The 18,997-nt window shown below is 63.3% G+C and carries 22 protein-coding genes and 2 pseudogenes (1 of these 24 only partly in view); all 24 read left to right on the top strand.

Annotated features, from left to right (window positions below):
- Window positions 1-18: 18 nt before the first annotated feature.
- The gene (locus B149_RS0113570) at window positions 19-1,419 is read left to right on the top strand and encodes an ATP-binding protein (RefSeq protein ID WP_018125713.1); all 1,401 of its coding nucleotides are present in this window, start codon (window positions 19-21) and stop codon (window positions 1,417-1,419) included.
- A gap of 118 nt (window positions 1,420-1,537) precedes the next feature.
- On the top strand, window positions 1,538-1,762 hold the full coding sequence (locus B149_RS0113565; RefSeq protein ID WP_018125712.1) for a hypothetical protein: 225 nt from the start codon (window positions 1,538-1,540) through the stop codon (window positions 1,760-1,762).
- Window positions 1,759-3,234, top strand: coding sequence for a phage portal protein (locus B149_RS17320; RefSeq protein WP_018125711.1), 1,476 nt, complete (start codon window positions 1,759-1,761; stop codon window positions 3,232-3,234). The genes B149_RS0113565 and B149_RS17320 overlap by 4 nt, the downstream gene beginning before the upstream one ends.
- Window positions 3,224-4,480: a S49 family peptidase gene (locus B149_RS17315; protein ID WP_018125710.1), complete on the top strand. Its 1,257-nt coding sequence runs from the start codon at window positions 3,224-3,226 to the stop codon at window positions 4,478-4,480. Before B149_RS17320 ends, B149_RS17315 begins: the two co-directional genes overlap by 11 nt.
- Window positions 4,481-4,488: 8 nt before the next feature.
- A complete protein-coding gene (locus tag B149_RS0113550; RefSeq protein ID WP_018125709.1) occupies window positions 4,489-4,860 on the top strand; it encodes a head decoration protein in 372 nt (123 codons plus the stop codon).
- Window positions 4,861-4,869: 9 nt separating this feature from the next.
- A complete protein-coding gene (locus B149_RS0113545) occupies window positions 4,870-5,871 on the top strand; it encodes a major capsid protein (protein ID WP_018125708.1) in 1,002 nt (333 codons plus the stop codon).
- Between the two features lie 2 nt (window positions 5,872-5,873).
- Complete coding sequence (locus B149_RS0113540; RefSeq protein WP_018125707.1) at window positions 5,874-6,206, top strand: hypothetical protein; 333 nt, start codon at window positions 5,874-5,876, stop codon at window positions 6,204-6,206.
- Window positions 6,207-6,277: 71 nt separating this feature from the next.
- Entirely contained in the window at window positions 6,278-6,754 is a 477-nt protein-coding gene (locus tag B149_RS17310; protein WP_018125706.1) for a phage holin family protein, read from the top strand.
- Entirely contained in the window at window positions 6,751-7,293 is a 543-nt protein-coding gene (locus B149_RS17305) for a glycoside hydrolase family 108 protein (RefSeq protein ID WP_018125705.1), read from the top strand. The genes B149_RS17310 and B149_RS17305 overlap by 4 nt, the downstream gene beginning before the upstream one ends.
- Window positions 7,293-7,868, top strand: coding sequence for a hypothetical protein (locus tag B149_RS0113525; protein ID WP_018125704.1), 576 nt, complete (start codon window positions 7,293-7,295; stop codon window positions 7,866-7,868). The genes B149_RS17305 and B149_RS0113525 overlap by 1 nt, the downstream gene beginning before the upstream one ends.
- A gap of 22 nt (window positions 7,869-7,890) precedes the next feature.
- Window positions 7,891-8,073: a hypothetical protein gene (locus B149_RS0113520; protein ID WP_156816836.1), complete on the top strand. Its 183-nt coding sequence runs from the start codon at window positions 7,891-7,893 to the stop codon at window positions 8,071-8,073.
- 4 nt (window positions 8,074-8,077) lie between these two features.
- Window positions 8,078-8,425 (top strand): hypothetical protein, encoded by a 348-nt coding sequence (locus B149_RS0113515; RefSeq protein ID WP_018125702.1) that lies wholly within the window; start codon window positions 8,078-8,080, stop codon window positions 8,423-8,425.
- Window positions 8,422-9,093, top strand: coding sequence for a hypothetical protein (locus B149_RS0113510; RefSeq protein WP_018125701.1), 672 nt, complete (start codon window positions 8,422-8,424; stop codon window positions 9,091-9,093). Before B149_RS0113515 ends, B149_RS0113510 begins: the two co-directional genes overlap by 4 nt.
- A gap of 3 nt (window positions 9,094-9,096) precedes the next feature.
- Window positions 9,097-9,534 (top strand): hypothetical protein, encoded by a 438-nt coding sequence (locus B149_RS0113505; protein ID WP_018125700.1) that lies wholly within the window; start codon window positions 9,097-9,099, stop codon window positions 9,532-9,534.
- Between the two features lie 9 nt (window positions 9,535-9,543).
- The gene (locus tag B149_RS0113500) at window positions 9,544-10,950 is read left to right on the top strand and encodes a phage tail tube protein (protein WP_018125699.1); all 1,407 of its coding nucleotides are present in this window, start codon (window positions 9,544-9,546) and stop codon (window positions 10,948-10,950) included.
- Window positions 10,951-11,223: a hypothetical protein gene (locus tag B149_RS0113495; protein WP_018125698.1), complete on the top strand. Its 273-nt coding sequence runs from the start codon at window positions 10,951-10,953 to the stop codon at window positions 11,221-11,223.
- Window positions 11,224-11,324: 101 nt separating this feature from the next.
- A pseudogene (locus tag B149_RS0113490) lies at window positions 11,325-11,567 on the top strand (DUF1799 domain-containing protein); the annotation flags it as partial.
- The gene (locus B149_RS0113485; protein WP_083909237.1) at window positions 11,542-14,082 is read left to right on the top strand and encodes a phage tail tape measure protein; all 2,541 of its coding nucleotides are present in this window, start codon (window positions 11,542-11,544) and stop codon (window positions 14,080-14,082) included. The pseudogene B149_RS0113490 and the gene B149_RS0113485, both read left to right, overlap by 26 nt.
- A 1-nt stretch (window position 14,083) precedes the next feature.
- Window positions 14,084-14,773, top strand: coding sequence for a hypothetical protein (locus B149_RS0113480; protein ID WP_018125695.1), 690 nt, complete (start codon window positions 14,084-14,086; stop codon window positions 14,771-14,773).
- The gene (locus B149_RS0113475; protein ID WP_018125694.1) at window positions 14,761-15,357 is read left to right on the top strand and encodes a hypothetical protein; all 597 of its coding nucleotides are present in this window, start codon (window positions 14,761-14,763) and stop codon (window positions 15,355-15,357) included. Before B149_RS0113480 ends, B149_RS0113475 begins: the two co-directional genes overlap by 13 nt.
- The gene (locus tag B149_RS17300) at window positions 15,333-15,782 is read left to right on the top strand and encodes a DUF6950 family protein (protein ID WP_018125693.1); all 450 of its coding nucleotides are present in this window, start codon (window positions 15,333-15,335) and stop codon (window positions 15,780-15,782) included. The genes B149_RS0113475 and B149_RS17300 overlap by 25 nt, the downstream gene beginning before the upstream one ends.
- On the top strand, window positions 15,782-17,563 hold the full coding sequence (locus B149_RS0113465; RefSeq protein ID WP_018125692.1) for a phage tail protein: 1,782 nt from the start codon (window positions 15,782-15,784) through the stop codon (window positions 17,561-17,563). The genes B149_RS17300 and B149_RS0113465 overlap by 1 nt, the downstream gene beginning before the upstream one ends.
- A gap of 9 nt (window positions 17,564-17,572) precedes the next feature.
- Window positions 17,573-18,739, top strand: coding sequence for a hypothetical protein (locus tag B149_RS0113460; RefSeq protein WP_018125691.1), 1,167 nt, complete (start codon window positions 17,573-17,575; stop codon window positions 18,737-18,739).
- Window positions 18,739-18,997 (top strand): annotated as a pseudogene (locus B149_RS0113455) (DUF7483 domain-containing protein) (it continues 2,756 nt past the right edge of the window). The gene B149_RS0113460 and the pseudogene B149_RS0113455 overlap by 1 nt, the downstream one beginning before the upstream one ends.

The raw sequence follows: 18,997 nt of genomic DNA, 5'->3' as shown, positions 1-18,997 counted from the left end.
AAAGCAGTTAAGTGGAGTATGAATTTGCCTAACCTTACCATTCTTTCAACTGAAGAAGTAGAGTTGATTCTTGCAAAGCAAGAGTCGCATTTCATTGACTTCAAAGACAAAAGAATAACTCCTGGGAAACTGACCAAAAGCCTCTCTGGCTTTGCCAACGCTGCAGGAGGTGAACTCTATGTAGGAATCGCTGAACAAGAAAATAGCTTCGTATGGGATGGTTTTGAAAGGCAAGAAGACGCCAACCAAATTATACAAACTTTCGATGAGATTTTTAACTTCCCTTCAGGATACGACTGCAAATTCCTTCAACACCCTGAAAATAATGATCTTGTTCTTCATATTGAAGTACGCAAAAATCCCAAAGTAATCAAAGCATCTGACGGCAATGTTTACCTACGTCGGTCCGCCCAAAGCGTTAAACTGACCGAAGAAAGAATAAAAGAATTAGAATATTCGAAAGGGATCAGCTCATTTGAAGACGAACTCGTACCAATCAACACTGATGAAATATCCAATTCTCTAGTTGCGTTGGAGTTTGTTCTAAACACAGTCCCAAACGTTGAGCCCGATGAATGGCTTTGCAAACAGCAACTAATCATCAAAGAAAAACCTACTGTTGCTGGTGTACTTTTGTTTAGTGATGAACCGCAGGCATTTCTACCTAAACAAAGTGGTATAAAAATATTGCAATATAAAAGCCGAGAAGAAAAGGGGGAAAGAGACCACCTTGCCGGGGACCCCATTACTATAGAGGGATGTCTTTACGAAATAATATATGAGGCTGTAAATAAAGTAAAAGAAATCGTTGAAAGTATAAGAGTATACCGAAACGGAAATCTAGAATCCATTCAATACCCCTCGGAAACGCTCCACGAGATACTGACAAATGCGATTATACATCGTGACTACAGTATTCAGACAGACATTCAAGTCAGGATTTTTGATAACAGAATAGAAGTGGAAAGCCCGGGGACACTTCCTGGATACATCACAGTTGAGAATATTTTGGCAGAACAATATTCCAGAAACCCTAAAATAGTTAGACTTATAAACAAATTCCCGAACCCCCCAAATAAAGACGTTGGTGAAGGGTTAAACACTGCCTTTGATGCTATGAAAAATTTAAAACTAAAACCTCCAAAGGTTGAAGAAAAAGAAACTAGTGTCTTGGTGACAATTAAACATGAACCTTTGGAGTCGCCAATAGAAGCAATTATTGCGTATGTCTGTGAACATGGTTCTATTACAAACAGAATTGGTCGAGAGCTTACGGGGATCAGTTCAGAAAACACCATGAAAAACCATTTTTATAAGATGAGGGACAATGGAGAACTTGAGCAAGTCCCTGACCTCAAGGGAAATAAAGCGGCATGGAGATTCACAGAGGTGGGAATAAAGAAGTATTTAGATAAATAATCACTTTCAACGGCCGGGTGAGAACCCGGCCTTTCTTTTCTCATATTTCTGTCCATGGGTTCCGTGTGTTCCATGGGTTCCGTGACAATCACAGGCCGCGAGCATCAAGCTCCGGGGCATGAGCGTATGGACCAGACAGGAACTCGTTGAGCTGATCGGCGTCTACAAGAGCGCACTCAGGCGCGTGGCGGCGGGTCAGACCGTGGAGATCGAGGGCGAGAGCTACACGCTGGCCAGCATCCGAGGGCTGCGCAGCATGCTCGACTATGCCGAGGACGAGCTGAACAAGCTCGACGGCAAGCCTGGCGGATTGACCATCGTTGCGGGGAGGCCCGTGCGATGAGCTTTCGCAAGCTGAAATCTCCCGCAATTCGACCGCGCGGCCGCCGTCCGGTTCGTCGTCCCGCAGGCCGCTACGGTACGGGATACACCGGCTGGGCGCCGCATCAAGTTATTTCCCCCCATGAAGAGGCTACGGAGCGCAGCCTGATCCAGCGCCGGGCCGAGGAGCTCGTCGAGTCGGATCCGTTCGCGGCCGGAGCCATCGAGTCCACCGCCGCCAACGTGATCGGCCGGGGGCTGCGGGCACAGTCCTCCCTCCCCTACCGCCTGCTCGGCATCCCCGAAGACGAGGCCATGCAGATCCAGGCGGACATGGAAGCCGCGTTCGAGCTGTGGCAGACCGAATCCCACAGCCGCGGACTCGCCACGTTCGGCGACCTGCAGTTCATGAACATCTCCACCATGCTGTCGCTCGGCGACTCCGTTTTCCTGCCGCGCATGTCCAAGGCGCCCGGCAGGACCTTCGGGTTCTGCCTGCTCGACCTGCACCCTCAGCGCGTGGCGACGCCCGCAAACATGCAGACGCGGACCGACATCATCGACGGCGTGGAGATCGACGACGACGGCCGTCCGGTGGCGTACTGGGTAGGCAACCCGCCCAAAGGCACGCCCGCCGCCACCCTGAGCTCGCCGGACTTCGAGCGGGTTCCGGCCCGGCGCGGGCACTGGCCCGGATTCATCCACTGCTACCGCTACACCCAGCCGGAGATGTACCGAGGCCGCAGCGTGTTTTCCTCTGGCGCAAAACTGCATCGTCAGCTTGACACGGCACTGGACTACAGCCTCATCGGCCAGATCATCGCCGCATCATTCCCGGTGTTCATCTCGTCCCAGAGCGGTCCGCCGACCCTGCCCGCACTCGGCGGTCAACAGGATTTCGAAGCTGAGGAATATCCGCTGGTGCAGGAATACGCCCCGGGGCAGGTCATCTATGGCCGCCCGGGCGACGACGCCCGCACGCTTTCCTCCAACATTCCCGGCCCCAACTTCGTGGAATTTTCCAAGGTGGTCCTGCGCGCCATGAGCGCCAGCCTGAACATCCCTTACGAGGTCCTGAGCAAGGACTTTTCCGAATCCAACTATTCCAGCGCCCGTGCCGCAATGCTCGAAGCGTGGCGCATGTTCCAGATCTACCGTGCCCACGCCGGCGCCCACTTCGCCCAGATCTGCTGGAACTGCGTGATCGAGGAGGCCTTCCTGCGCGGCATGTGGTCCACCGGCTCCGGTCCTGACTTCTACGACGCCCGTCAGCTCTGGACGCGCGCCCGCTGGATCGGCCCGGCCCGGGGCTACGTGGATCCGGTCAAGGAAGTCGTGTCCTACGTCAAGGGCCTTGATGCCGGCATCTTCACGCTGGCCGACGTGGCCGCCGAACAGGGGCAGGACTGGGAAGACACCGTGGACCAGCGCAAGCGCGAAAAACAGCGTCTCCATGAGGCCGGTCTGAAGGAGGAAGATGACAATGCAGCCTGATCCCACCGACCTGTTCGGCTCGTCGTGGGCCATCACCGAAGACGCTCTTGCCGGAGTCCTGCACGCCGTCCGGGACAAGGAAACGGCGTCGCTGGTTTTTCCGGGAAGCGATGCGGAAACCGTGCCTTACAAGGTGGATGGCGGCGTGGCCGTGATCCCCGTCACGGGCAGCCTCTCGCGGCGCTCGTGGTTCCGTCAGTCGTACAGCGGCATTCGCAAGTCCGTTTCGGCGGCGCTGGGGGATGATTCCGTCCACGCCATTCTGCTCGACACGGACTCCCCGGGCGGGACCGTGGCCGGGGTGTACGAGCTTGGCGAATATCTTCGCGAGGCGAACGCGGTCAAACCCATCTACTCGCTGGCCAACAGCCAGATGACCAGCGCGGCCTACTGGGTGGGCAGCGCCGGCGGCCGCGTCTACGCCAGCGCCCCCACGGCCTCGGTCGGCTCCATCGGCGTGCTCCGCCTGCACATGGACTGGAGCAAGTTCAACGACAAGGTGGGCATCACCCCCACCTGGCTCCACGCCGGTGCATACAAGGCGCTGGGCAACCCCGATGAACCCTTGAGCCAGAAAGCGCGCGACTGCATGCAGGCCAGCCTTGACGGCAACTACCGCCTGTTCGTGGAGACCGTCGCCCAGAACATGGGGCTGGCCCCGGAAAAGGCGAACGACTGGGCGGACGGACAAGTTTTCCGAGCTGAGGACGCTCTCGGACTCGGCCTGGTGAAGGGCATCATGCCCAAGGAACAGCTCATCAAACTCATCAAGGAGGAGACCATGAGCAAAACGGCAAAGGAATTGCGGGCCGAATACCCCGAGGCGGTCCGCGAAATCGTGGCCAGCGTCAGTCAGGACGAACAGGCCAAGGTTCGCAAGGAGCTGGACGAGGCGGTGACCAAGGCCGCCACCGATTCCACCGAACGCGTCATGAGCATTGTCGAAGCCCTGCTCGACGAAAAGGCAAGCGCCCGCATCAAGGCCTGCGTCGAAGCCGGCCTGACCGCTGAACAGGTCACGGCGCTCGGTGTCATCCCGCAGAAGGACGGGCCGCAGCAGAACGGAGAAGATCCGGCCAAGCAGGACGCGGACACGCAGCAGCCCGAAGACTCTCGCGCCTCCATCCTGCAGGGCCTTCATGCCGCCATGCAGGACAACGTGGACCCGGGCGGCGCACGCGCTGACAACGCAGAGGCGGCCCGCGAGGCCGGTATCGACCGCATGGTCAAGCACGCAACCCGCTAGGAGGAGACATGAACTACGGCGTCGAATCCATATCCCGCGTTGTCAGAAAGCTCGTGGGCGACCATCAGCCCATCATGGACAGCGTGCAGCTCAAGTCCACCGGAGCCGAGTACACGCTCGAATCCGGCACCGTGCTCGGAGTGATCACCGCCGAGGACAAACACGTGCAGCTCGATCCGGCGGCCGCGGACGGCAGCGATGCCGCTGTCTGCGTTCTGGCCATGGACGTCACGGTTCCCGCAGCCGGCGACGAGGCGGCACCCGTCTACATCCACGGCGAGATGCTTGAAGACGGCCTGATCTGGCCCGACGGCATCACCGAAGCCGAGAAGAAAACCGCCATCGCCCAGCTTCGCGGCGTGGGCCTGTTCGTGATCTAGGAGGACGCGATGACTTTTGTATACAACCCGTTCGACATCTACACCATGATGGGTGTGGTGGAGCGGTTCCCGCATTTCCCGGGACTGTTCAAGGAACTGTTTTTCAGCAAGCGCAATGCGCTTGAGACCAATACCGTGGAACTGGAGCTCGTGGTCGGCGGCAAGGAAGTTATTCCCGTCGTCTCCGAGGTTTCGCGCGGTAAGGTCGTGGACGCCACGTCTCGGGAAAGCCGCATCGTCAAGGCTCCCCGGCTGCGCCCCAAACTGCCTTATTCCGGAGCGGACCTGTTGAAGGAAAAGGTTCCGGGAACCGCGCCCAGCAGCCCCGGCGCTCCGATGGACCGCGTCGAAGCCAAGCTGGCCGCCGACCTCAAGAACCTCGACGACCGGCTGGAGCTGACCTACGAACTGTACTGCGCCATGGCCCTGACCGGCGAGATCACCCTCTCCGGCGAAGACGCCAAGGTGCACATCGACTACCTCATGCCCGCCGACAACAAGCTGGCCCTGTCCGGCACCGCCCTGTGGTCCGATCCCGGCGCCGATCCCGAGGGCCAGTTCGAGGACTGGTACAACGTGATCCTCGAAGCCTCCAGCTGCGGCATGGACACCGTGGTGCTGGGCACAAACGCGTGGAAGCATTTCCGCGACCGCATCGCCGACAAGCTGGACAACCGCCGCCTTGACGTGGGCGAACTCTCGCCCCGCGTCAAGAGCCTGTACAAGGGCAACGTCAACGGCGTGGACATCTACGTCTACGGCGGCACGTATCAGGAAGACGGCGTGGCCAAGCAGCTGCTGCACCCGGACTATGCCGTGGCCGGCAGCCGCAGCTCCGACAACTCCATCGAGTTCGGCCTGCCCAACGACCTCAAGTGCCCCGGCCCCTGCGAGAAGTTCGTCAAGACGTACGAAGAAAACGACCCCTCTGCGCTGTTCGTCTTGATGGAATCCCGCCCGGTGCCGCTGCCCAAGAACCCCGGCGCGTTCATGTACAACAAGGTGGTGTAGCCATGGCCAAAACCAAGAAAGTCAAGCTGCTCGCGACCCTGTTCGACGGCGAGCGCAAGTACGCCGCCGGTAAGGTCCACCCCATCCCCGTCAGCGAGGCCGACCGCCTGCTCAAGGAAGGGCTGGCCGCTTTGCCCGGCGAGGACGATCCGGCCACTCCCCCCATGTCCGCCGAGGCGGCTGAAATGAAGGCCAAGCTCGACAGTGCCAACGAATCCGCCAGAACCCTCAAGGTCGAGAACGAGGACCTGAGAGCCAAGCTGGACGAGGCCGTGGAGTACGCCAAGGGGCTGGAAGCCCAGCTCGCCAACGGGACCTCCGACGACAAGAGTTAACCTCCGTACCATCCCCGCCTGCGGACACGCCACCCCCATGGTCCGCAGGCGGGGGCAACCCCGGAGCGGTCATGCAAAGCGACAGTTTCCTCGACGCCATCCTCACCCTGCGCGCCCTCTGCGCTCCCGTTGCCGATCAGTTCGGGCTCAAGGCCATCGGCGGCACCTGCCTCGGCGTCGTGGGCTGGCTGCTCGGCGGGTTCGACCTGCCGTTCGGCGCCCTTACGATTCTGTTCTGCGCCGACTACCTGCTGGGCTTTTCGCGCGCCTTCTATGAAAGGCGTCTGTCGCTGGCGAAGATGCGCAAGGGCATCGGCAAGTTTCTGCTCTACGTCATCGCCGTCGCCATTGCCCACGTGCTGGACCTGGCCATTTCCACGAGCTGGCTCCAGAGTCCCGCGCGGGATCTGATGATCGCGTATCTGGCCATCAACGAATTTCTCTCCGCAGCGGACCATCTCGCCGCGCTGGGCATCCGTCTGCCCGCATGGCTCATGGAGCGGCTGCGCCACTGCCGGGACTCCGGCGATCCCAGGAGGGCTTTATGAACAGTCTTGAATACGCACTCACCTTCGTGCTTGAGCACGAGGGCGGCTACGTGAACGACCCGGACGACCCGGGCGGGGAAACTAAATTCGGCATCTCCGCGCGGGCGTACCCCGACGTGGATATCGCGGCCCTGACCCGTGCGGGCGCCAAGGAAATATATCGCCGCGACTACTGGCACGCCCAGAATTGCGACCAGATGCCCGCCCATGTGGCGCTGGTCATGTTCGACACGGCGGTCAACCTCGGTCTCCGTCCGGCCGGTCGGATCCTCCAGCGAAGCATCAACGCCCTGTTCATCGACGGCGAAGTAGTCCCGTCGCTGGTGGTGGACGGCGTGACCGGCACCCGCACCATTGGCACCATGGACTTCTACGTCGGCAGCTCCCGCACCCGCTCGCTGCTGCTGGCCAAGGACATTCTGGTCAACCGAATGGACCACTACCGGGACATCTGCCGGAAGCGGCCCGCAAGCATGAAATACCTGCTCGGGTGGACGGGACGCGTCACCGAGCTCAACCGCAGACTGCAGGAGGTCTGATGCAAAAGAATCTGTTGCAATCGAAAACCGTCATTTCCAGCCTCGCCGGAATGGGTGTGCTGCTGTTCAGCCTGTTCGGCCTCGATGTGCAGGCGGGCGAGCTGGAAAAAATCCTGACGCTGCTGGCAGCCGTGGCGACCACCGTCGGGACGATCTACGGCCGCATCAAGGCCAGGGACAAGGTGGTGGCGGGCAAGCCCGACAAGACCGGACTCGGCGTCGTGCTCCTTATCGTCACGCTGGGGCCCGCCCTGTCCGGCTGCGCGCTCAAGAACCTGCCGCCTCACGAACAGGCCGTGGCCGTGACCGACGAAATCACCACGGCCTTTGAAAGTGTCGATACGCAATACCGCCAGCTGCTGCCGCAGGTCGAACCCGACACCCGCAAACAGCTCAAGACGGATGTGGCCCCGCTGCTCAACCGGACAAAGACCGTCCTCGTGCTGCTGCGCAACGCCACCGACACGTGGCGGTACTCCCGCACGCGTCCCGGAGACTGGCCCGCCCTGCTGGACAAGGCCCGGTCCCTGCTGACGCAGGCCAAGGCGGCGATGAACCGAATCCTCGGAGGATAAGACGATGTCGGAGGACAGGACCATGGAAGTATTGCTGATGATCAAGGGCGCACTCAGGGTCGGGGCCACGTTCGCCCAGATAGCCGCAGCCCTGACCGACGACGGCTACACCGTGCCAACGCCCGAGGAATACAACGCCCGTACCCGCGAGCTGGAAGCCCTGCCCGACCTGGAAGAGCTGCCTGCCTCGGAACGCGAGGACTGATGCCATGCTGACGTCAGACCATGCCCGGTCCATGCTCGACGAATGCGGCCGCGCGGTCGATTACGTGGCCGAGACCGGTGAAGCGGTGCCCACCCGTGCGGTGGTCACCGTCTTCGGGTTCGGTTCCGCCCCGTCGGGGTTCGACGCCGACCTGTTCGACGGATTGGGACACCACGCTTCGTTTCGCCTCGCCGTGTCGGATCATCCCGAACCTCCCGTGTACGGCGACGAAATCGCGTTCGAAACCCGGCTGTACGAAATCCGTCAGGTGGATGCCCTGCCCCGCACATCGACGCCGATATGGTGGCGCCTGCGCTGCGTGGCCGAACAACGTGGGAGCAGTCCGGCATGAGCAGCTGGAGCGATTTCGAGGGATACCAAGGCACGGTCCGTTTCCCGGTCAAGGGCCATCAGGGCAAGACCGTGCTCCGGACCTATCCCTTTTACTCGTCCCACCGGGGCGGGGCCCGCGTGGCCATCCGGGACACCACGGCTCCGTTCATGGCCTTTCTGGTGCGCACCTTCCCGTCCGAGTTCAACCGCGCTCTCGGGTCTGCGGGTTGGTGGTTGCAGCAGGAAATCAAGAACACGGTCTACGACGAGGATCCGCCCGGCGAGAACTGGCCCGAACTGTCCGAGATTCAGCAGCAGCGCGTTCTCGATGATGCGAAGGGGCACTTCCGGCAGCCCGCCACCCACGCATACGGCCAGCTGGTCAAGGCCGTCGGCTACCGCCGCGACAAGCGGCTCATGCGCGTGCGCGTCGGCTGGCTCTCTCCGGCAGCGGCCCGCCGCGCGTGGTCATTGCAGCGCGGTTTCAGCACGCGCGTCACGGACAAGATGCGACGGTTCTTCGGCGCGGCCGGGCTGCCTATTCCGGCGGAGGACACCATCGAGAGCCCGCCCCGCGATCTGATCACCCCGGTCTACGAGGGGTCGCGCGACGAGGTTTTCGAACGGATCGAGCAGAAGATTTCCTACTACCTCGGCAAATCCAGCCGGGCTTTCGCTTTGAGGTAACGCATGGACAGCTACGAAATCGCCAAAGAATGGGTCGCAGCATTGCAGGATTCTCCTGCGCTGCAGGACTTCTGCCGGGACACGCTCGGCGGCGAGCCCGTGTTGATTCTGGGCTTTGATCCCAGAGCGCCCCACGGCAGCGCAGACGCGCCGTACATTGCCGTGGTCCCGTTCGCCGACCGCGACGGTTTCGAGCGCAGCACGGCCCGCAGGACCGTGCTGATGGCGCTCGGCCTGAATTGCCGTGAACGCGACGAACTGGCGAACGGATACGAGGTTCGCGGCTACGGCCTGATCCGCCGCTTCGAATCGCTGGCGCTTGATGCGCTGGAAGGGTGCGAAGCCGCACCATCGTCCTGGGAGGGAGAGACCTCGCGCCCGGGCAAGCATCTCTTTGAACGCCACCTGATTTTCGAGGTGGTCGAGGACAACACCATTTAGGAGGACACTATGGGTAGACAGGCAAGAGGATACAAAAGCGCGGTGACGGTGGACTTCGAAGCCACCTACGGCGTGCGGCCCGGCGTCAAGAGGGCGTTTCGGGTCCCGATCCGATCATTTGAGGTGGCCGAGTCGCGCGACCAGACGCCGGACGAAATCCTGACCGGCTCACGCAACCCGGTGGCGCCGGACGAAGGGCTCACCGACGAGCGCGGCAGCGCCGACGTCCCCGTTGACGCGCATTCCTTCGGCATCTGGCTGCGCGGCCTGTTCGGCCTGCCGGCCACCGAGCCCGTCCCAGCCCTGACGCTGGACGCGGGCAACGCCGTGGACAAAGGCTCCGGCAAGGTGGGCCTGCCCGCCACCGGACACGGCCTCGCCGCAGGCGCTCCCGTACTCATCTCCGGCACCACCGGCTACGACGGCGCGTACTCGCTGGCCACCGAGACCACGGACAACGAACTGGTGATTGCCGCCCCGTATGCCGCCGAAGTGTTTGACGGCACCGAAACCGTCCAGCTGGCCCGGGTCGTGACGCTGCTCGGCGATGCGGCGGATCGCGGCGACGGCACGGTGGCGCTGCCCAGCAAGGGGCACGGCCTGCCGGTCGGCGCGCAAGTCGTCATCTCCGGCACGGTCAATTATGACGGCACGCACGTCGTGCGCCGGGGATCCGGTCTGGATGCAATCGTGATCACGGCCGCCTACGTCGAAGAAGCGTTCGACGACACCCCGACCGCCAGCGCCGGCTTCTTCGATCACACCTATGTGGTGGTTGACGACATGCCCAGCTTCCTCGCCGAGAAGGCTTTTCCGGACCTGCCGCTCTACGCCGTGTGCGAAGGCCTCAAGCTCAACTCGCTGGGCCTGAGCGTGGGCGAATCAGGCGCCATGTCGGCCAGTCTGGATATCGTCGGCCGCGGCGAAAGCGACTCCACCCAGCCCTATGACGCCTCCGCCGTCCGCCTGCCGCTGCACAAGTTCCAGCAGCGTCAGGCGCGGATTCTTGAAGACGGCGTGCTGCTCGCTGACCGGCTCAAGACGTTTTCGCTGGACGTATCAAACGATCTGGACACCGAGGACGGCTACACCATCGGCGCCGACGGCCGTCGCGGCTCTCTCTCCGAGGGCCTCATGACGCTGTCCGGACAGATGACCGCCCTGTTCAAGGATACGCGGTTTCTTGAAGCATCGAACACCGGCGACCGCAAGCGGCTGGAGATCCTGCTGGTGAACAACGGCTATCAGCTGTCCCTGTTGCTGCCCGAATGCCTGTATCAGCGAAACACTCCGGCTATCTCCGGTCCCAAGGGCGTGAAGGAAGAATTCAGTTACAGCGCCTTCCACGACGTTGCCTCCGAAGGCAGCGGGCTCGTGGTGCGGCTGCGCAACGAAATCAAGACCTGGGAGGAATAGATGCCCAAGACCATTCTGCTGCCGGACTGCGGCAAGACCGTTGAACTCAAGGGGCTCGGCTTTGACGAGGCCACGGAAATCCTGCGCCGCCGCGAGGACGAGGCCGAACTCGATGTGCTCGAAGCGCGCGAAAACGTGCGGCGCATGGTGGAGAATTTGTACGGCGAGGAGCTGTTCGAGGAGATCCGCCAGTCCAACCGCGACGTCATGCTGCTGGTGTCCGAGACCCAGCGCCACACGTTCACCCTGCCCGAGCTGGCGGAAAACTCCTAGCGGTCTGGCGTTGGGTCGCGGACCCGGACCGAGCTGCCTACTGCGACACATGTAACGGCACCGCCGCAGAGTGCGCCGAATGCGAGGTCCGCGCGGACAGCCCGGAGCTCATGCCCGAAAACCGTGCGGTCTGGCGCCTCTGGATAGACTGCAACAACCAGTGGCGGGTCGGGCCGCTGGGTCCTGTCGGGCTGGACTGGCCCGCCGTGGAATGGGTGGCCAAGAGGCAGGACCCGCCACTGGACGTGGATGCCGGGGTTTTTCGCAGACTCAAGCACCTTGAGCAATTCGAACTGAACCGGATGGCCCGGAGGAACGATGCCGGAAACTCAGATAATTATTAGCGCAAAAGACATGGCAACGAGCCAGCTCCGCAAGGCGGGGCTGGCCGTTGATGCGCTCACGCGCCGGGCCATGACGTTGCAGAACGCGTTCGTGGCTGCGGGCGGCGCCATGTTCCTGCGGGACGTGACCCAGCGGTTCGAGCAGTACGAGGTGAGCCTGCGCGACATGTCCAAGGTCACCGACCAGTCGCTGCAGGAGATCGACTCGCAGCTTGGCGAACTGCCGCACTCGCTCGGCACCATGACCGAGCTGGTGCAGGGATACTACCAGACCATCTCGGCGGGAGTGAAGGAGCCGGCCGCCGCCATGGAGATGCTCACCGCTTCGGCGCAGTCTTCCAAGGGAGCGCACGTTTCGCAGTCCAAGACCATCAAGGCGCTCACCAAGGTCATGAAGGGCCTGGAAGGTGAATTCCGGGATGCCTCGGACGCGGCGGATCTGCTGTTCTCCATCGAGAAGGAGGGGCAGACCAGTTTTGCGGAGCTCGTGCCGGTCATCGGCGACGTGGCCGCCATCTCCGGCCTGCTCGGCGTCAAGGCGGAAGAGATGGGCGCGGCGCTGGCAGCCATCTCCCAGACCGCCGGAACCACCTCGCAGGCCGCCACTCAGTACCGCGCCATTTTGATGGGACTGATCAAGCCGCAGGAGCGCATGCGGGATCTGCTCGAATCCATGAACGTGGCCAGCGGCGAGGCGCTTGTCCAACAATACGGCCTTGCCGGGGCATTGCGGGAGGTCAAGCAGCGCGCCGACGCCAGCGGCATGAGCATGGGCCGTCTGTTCGAATCGTCCGAGGCCCTGACCGGCATGGCCCCTATGCTTGCCGATGACTTCGAAACCTACGGGCAGGCTCTTGACCAGATGGAACGACGACAGGGACGCGCCGCCCGGGCGTTCCACGACTTTGAAGAAACCCTTCGCGCCAGCCGCGAACGTTTTCAGAATACCCTCGACGCCACCATGCTTGATCTGGGCGAGGACATTGCGCCGGACCTCAAACAGACCCTGAACGGCCTGTCCGACTGGCTGGACCAGAACGGCGACAAGCTCGTGACCACGCTCGGCGGTGCAGCCCGCCACGCCGGCGACTTTGCCGAGATCGTGGGCAGGGTGTTCGACAAAACCATTACGGGGTGGAACCAACTGCCCGACGTGGTGCAGGAGATCGGCCTCATCGGCGCCATCGTGGGCGGGGCCAAGGCCCGGGCCGCCATTGTGCTTGTCTCCGCCGCCATCGGGCAGATCAAGGATACCTTCGATGAAGGCAAGAAGGTCACGGACCGGGATAAAATCAATGCCGTCATGCGGCAGGAGATGAACTTTCTGGCCAACCGCCGCAAGCGGCTGGCCGAGCTGAGCGGCCAGTCCCTGGAAACCCAAGGCCCCGCCATCCGCAAACAGATTGCCGAGTCGGAAGCGCGGATCAAGCGCCTCACCGACAGGCTGGCCGAAATGCGCCGCAAGGCCGGTGAAGAGCGCCGGCAGGCCGAACATGATTTCCGGGTGCTGGACAACCGCAGCGGGCAGGCAGACAGGGACACCCCCGCCCCCACCAACGACCCTCCCCCCCATCCGTCGCCGACTCCCACCAACGTGGAACGGTCCGGACCGAGCGCCAGCGCGCTGGCCGCGCAGAAGGCCGCACTGGAGCAGCGCAAGCAGGTGCTGACCGAGTTCAATGTCGAGTATCAGCGCATGTCTCTGGGCAGATACGACTACGAAATGAAGCTCATCGAGGATGAAGCCAAGCGCTTTGAGCAGGCCGGGGCCGACAAGGTGAAGGTGAACCGCTGGGCTTCCGAACAGATTCTCCAGATCGAGGACGAACGGGCCGCAGCGCAAAAGCGTCAGCACGAAATGCAGCTGGCGGAGTCGGACAGCATGATTGACGGGCTCATCCTCGGGGCGTCGCGATACGAACGCTATTCACAGACCGCCGCGGAAAGCATCGCGGACGTTTACGAAGGAGCGTTTCGCCGTGTTGAACAGCTCGGCACCGACATGGTTTTCAATATGAAAGGAGACCTGAGCGACCTGACCAATTTGGTGAAGCAGGTGGCGCAGGAAATATTTCGCATCAACGTCATGAAGCCGCTGACCAGCAGCCTTGCCTCCGGCGTAGGCAGCTTTTTCGGAGACCTGTTCAGCGGTGGCGACGCCTCCGGGGGCGGCAACCAGTCCACCAAACTCGCCGGCGCGGATGCCGCCTACGCCAACGGCGGCGTCTCCGTCGGCCCGCAGCTGGCATGGGTCTCCGAAGGCCGCTACCGCAAGGAGGCGCATGTGCCGCTTCCGGACGGTCGCACCATCCCTGTCACCATTCGCGGCTCGGGCGGCGGTGGCGGCGTGGTCTTCAACATCGACTCCAGCGTGCATGTCGCGGGCGACGTGTCCGAAAAAAACATGGCGCTGATTCAGGCGGCCAGCAATCGGGCCGCCCGGGACGGTGCGGAGCTGGCGCTCAAGCGTCTGCGCACCGACCCCGGCAAACGCCGCTGGGCAATGGGAGGATAGGATGATCATAGACTGGCCCGCAGACCTGCGCCCCTCCCGCTCCGAGTTCTGGCTGGAGCCGCACACCGCCGAAAACACCAGCCCGTTCACGCGGCAGCAACAGGTGTACGTTCTGCCCGGCGACCGCTGGGTCTGCGTCATGCGCTTTTCCCGCAAGAATCGGCGGACAAGCGCCCGGCTCGACGCGTTGCTGGCGGAACTCGGGGGCCGTGCAGGACGCATCCGGATTCCGGACTTCCGACGCTTCACCCCTGCCGGACGCATCCGTGACCCGTTCCTGTTCCCGTTTGCGGACGGCACGCTGTTCGCGGATGACACCGACTTTCTGGACACGCCTCCCCGGCCGCCGCGCGTCACCGAAAACGTGTACGGCAGCGTGATTCCGACGGCGGGCTGGATGCCTTCGGTTCCCGGTCTGCTGCTGGCCGGGGACTACGTGCAGTTCGGGGAGAACCGACTGCACATCCTCACCCACGATCTGAATACCGACCAATGGGGCGCAGGGTTGCTGCATGTGCGCCCCAGGATCCCGGCCACGTACCCGCTGGCCTCCGGTCAGGTCGTCGGCTGGACCGGCTGCACGGGTGTGTTCCGCGCCAAGGACGACCAGCTGGCGCGCAACCCCACCGAGCCCGGCCTGTTCAGTTCGTTCCAACTCGAATTCCGCCAGGAGGTCCCATGCCCCGCCTGATGAGTCCCGAGGTCGAAGCGCATCTCGCCGGCGGCACCGTGTATCCCGCGCTGCTCGTGTACCTTGACTTTCCCGACGATCCCGTCCGCGCATGGTCCGGCGTCGGCTCCCTGCACTGGGGCGGACACGTCTGGCACGGCGTGGGCCAGTTCGGTGGGGTCTCGGGCATCACCGACACACTGGACCTCAAGAGCCAGACCGTGGACATCAGCCTCAGCGGCATCCCGCTCAAGGACGAAACGGGCGCTCCGCTCTTCGACACGATCTCGACCACCTTCACGCAGCACTATCAGGGGCGGGCCGTGGAGTTCTTCTACGCGGTCTTCACCGAGGACTGGGCGCTGGTGCCGGATCCCGTGAGCCTGTGGCTCGGACGTATGGACGCCCCGACGATCACGTTGGACGGCAGCGGGATAACCGTGAGCCTGTCTGCCGAGCACGAGTTTGCCTCGCTCACACGCCCGCGCGTGCGCCACTACTCCGACGTGGATCTGCGCGAACGCGCGCCCGGGGACAAGGGACTGGAGTTTGTTTCATCGCTACAGGAGATATTGGTGCTATGGGGAAAACAGAAGTACGACTGATTCGCCGTCCGGACTGGGAGGCCCGCCTCGTTTCGTTCGTGGAGTCCCGCAGCACGGCGCAGTTCCGATGGGGCGAACACGACTGCTGCCTGTTCGCGTGCGACGCCATCGAGGCCATCACGGGCGTGGACCCGGGCGAGTGGTTCCGGGGCCGATATTCCGACAGGCACGGGGCGGTCGTGTCGCTTCGCCGGTTCTGCGACGGGGGGCTTGAAGAAGCCATGGTCCGGATCGCCCATGATCTGAACGCGCCGGAGGTTGCGCCCGCGTATGCCCGGCGCGGCGACGCGGTGTTTCTGCGGCAGACAAACGGCATCCCCAGCTTCGGCATCTGCATGGGGGCTGAGGTGGCCGTGGCCGCCCTGCCCGCCGGAGTGGCCATGCTGCCCGGCGCGCTGACGCTTCGCGCATGGAGGGTCGGCTGATGGGCGGTGCAGTCATTGCGGTGGCCGCGTCCGTGGCCGGGACCGCTGCGGCGTCCGCGGTTTCGGGCGCGGTCCTTTCCGCCGTTGTGGGCGGGGTGGTCACGGCGGCGGTCACGTTTGCCGGTTCCGCCCTGCTCGGCTCCGGCAAGAAGCCGAACATGGACATGCCGAGCTTCAACGAACGGGGCGGCGGCATGTCGCAGATGGTGCGCCAGCCCGTCACGAGCTGGAAATACGCCTACGGACGCGTGCGGACGTCCGGCCCCATGACCTTCATCCACTCCAACGGCGACAAGAACAAGAACCTCTACATCATCTTTCCCCTTGCCGCCGGGGAAATCGACGCGGTCGAGGAGCTGTACCTCGACGACGAGCTCGTGGAACTCAGCGAGGACGGCGCCGCTACCAACAGCCGGTGGCTCAAGGACGGCAGCGCCCACGTCTTCTGCGACTTCCACCTCGGCGCCCCGGACCAGACCGCGAACCAGCGGTTCATGGACGAATGCGACGGCAAGTGGACCGTGGACCACCGGATGCGCGGCATTGCCTACGCGGCGCTGAAGCTGGTCTACGACCAGAAGATGTTTCCCGGCGGCATCCCGAACCCCACCGTGGTCTATCGCGGCCGCAAGGTACTGGACCCCCGCAGCGGAACCACCCTGTGGACCGAGAACGCGGCCCTGTGCATCCGCGACTACCTGCTCACGCCCGAAGAGCTGGGCGGCTACGGCGTACCTCCGGATCGGATCAACGAAGATTCCTTCCGCGCGGCCGCCAACATCTGCGACGAGGAAGTGCCTCTCAAGAACGGCGGCACGGAGCCCCGGTACACCTGCAACGGCGTGGTGGACACCGAAGGCGAACCCTTCCAGATTCTGAGCGACATGCTCAGTTCCTGCGGGGGATCACTCGACGTGGCCGGCGGCAGATGGAATCTGCGCGTTGCCTCGGCAAGCCCCGTGGTGGCCGATGTGCGCCAGAGCATGGCGCGCGCCAGCGTGAGCGTACAGCCGCGCCGCAACAGGACGGACCTGTTCAATGCGGTGCGCGGAACGTTCATCTGCGTCGAACAGAAGTGGCAGCCCACGGACTACCCGTTCGTGACCAACGACGAGTACGTGCAGCAGGACGGCGGGCACGTGATCTACACCGAGCTCGACCTGCCGTTTACCCGCTACCCCGCCACGGCGCAGCGGCTGGCCAAGATGTATCTGGAGCGGCACCGCCTCCAGTCCACCGTCGATTTTCCGGGAAACCTGTCCCTGTTGCCGCTGGTGCCGGGGGAGCCGGTCAACCTACACTTGCCCGAGTGCTGGGAAGGGGGCGCCAAGTACCGCATTGCCGAATGGCGTCTGGCGGACGACGGCCTCGGCGTGGACCTCACGCTCCAGCAGGATGACGACCGCGCCTACCAGTGGGACCCCGAAGTGGATGAACAGGACATGCCCGAGGCTCCGGAGGTGGAGGCCCCCAACGGAGCGGACACCACGCCGCCGTCGCCGGTGGAGGAACTGGCTGTGTCCGGCGGCAGCGGTCAGGCAACCATCACGTGGATATGCCCCATGGACGAGGACTTCGAGCGCAGCCGCGTCTACCGGCACACCGCCGACGACTATGCCGCGGCCGAGCTGGCGGGGCTCGTCTACTCCCTGCCCGGCGAAAACGCCGGCTGGACCGACACCGGGCTGGCCGCCGGAACCTATTACTATTGGGTCCGCACCGAGGACGAAACCGAAAACCGCAGCGAGTACGGCGTGGCCGTCAGCGCCGTGGTCACTTAGGAGGATACCGTGAAACACGTCATGGACATTCTGACCGTGGGGCAGCGCCCGGACAAGGACACCCTGCGCAAGGGACTGCTCAATCTGGTCAACCTGCAAGGATGGGACGAGCTGGCAGCCATGGACTTTTCAGCCATGTTTCTCGCGGCCGTTGCCGAGCTGGGCGAAGCCGGGCGCTTCAGCCTGCCAGAAGGCGATTACGCCCTGAACGGGGACCTGACCATTCCGGCAGCCAGCGCAGTGCTGGCCACGCCCGGCGCGAGCCTGTTCATCGGTCCCGGCGCGCATCTCCACGTGTCGGGACAGTTCGGGGCGTGGACCGAGTCGCGGGTCTTTTCCGGTTCCGGCACCGTGCAGGCCGCTGGGGGCGTCTGGCTGCCGGGCTGGTTCGTCGATGCCGGAGCGTCGTTCGAGGACATTGCCGCCGGAGCAATCACCGTGACCTCCGGGCAGGGCTACCTGTTGCCCGAGTCATCCGAGTCCCGGACTACAGATGCCCTGACGGACATCGCCGCCGCGCCGACGGACGACCGTCGCGTCCTGCTCTCCCCGATCCGCGACGGGGATGCGATCACGGTCCGGCACGCGGCGGGGAACATCAGCCTGCGCGATGCTGCCGACCTTGTTCTGCAGGGTCCCGGCGACAAGCTCGTGCTGCGCTGGGACGAGTCTGCCGGGGTCTGGCGCGAGTTCGCCCGTCTGCTCGGTACGGTGCTCTCGCCCGCGGAGCAGTCCGTCCAGATTGCCCACTCTCTGGCCGAGGCCGGTGCGGGGTTGCAGATAATGGACGTGCAGGGGCTGCAATCGGCGCTTGATGCACGGGCCCGCATGGCATCACCCAACCTCTGGACCGCGCCGCAGGAATACGAGCAGACCGCACTGGTCATCGACGCCGGGACGGTGACGTGGGACATGGCCGCCGCGCCCCGGGCGCTGCTGACGCTCACCGAGGACGTGACGGCCATGATCATCACCAACCCCGGACCGGGCGAACTGACGCTGGTGCAGGACGCCACCGGCTGGCGGTCCGTTGCGTGGCCCGCGTCCATCCGCTGGCCCGGCGGCAGGGCCCCTGAGGTGACGCCCGAGCCCGGCGCCGAGGACGTGGTCACCTTCGTCGAGCGCGACGGCGTGCTGCGCGGCACGGCCCTGCAGAATTTCAAGGCGGTGGCCTGATGTTTGATCCGATCATCCATCCTCTGACCGGTCTGGGCGGCGTGCGGCCCGTTTTTCCGCGCGAGATCTCCGCGAGCATCCTCGTCGGCACCAACGACTATCTGAGCCGGACCTTTGCCAAGGACTGGAGCGGGCCGTGGACGTTTCGCGCGCTGCTCAAGTTTGCCGCATCCGGGGCGGTGACCATCCTTGAGGCGGCTCAGGATGCCAGCAACCGCACCCGGCTGTATCGCAGCAGCGGCGGCAGCTTGATNANCG

The organism is Desulfovibrio oxyclinae DSM 11498, assembly GCF_000375485.1.
GTDB lineage: Bacteria > Desulfobacterota > Desulfovibrionia > Desulfovibrionales > Desulfovibrionaceae > Pseudodesulfovibrio > Pseudodesulfovibrio oxyclinae.
This window is presented reverse-complemented; position numbering and strand designations above follow the sequence as displayed.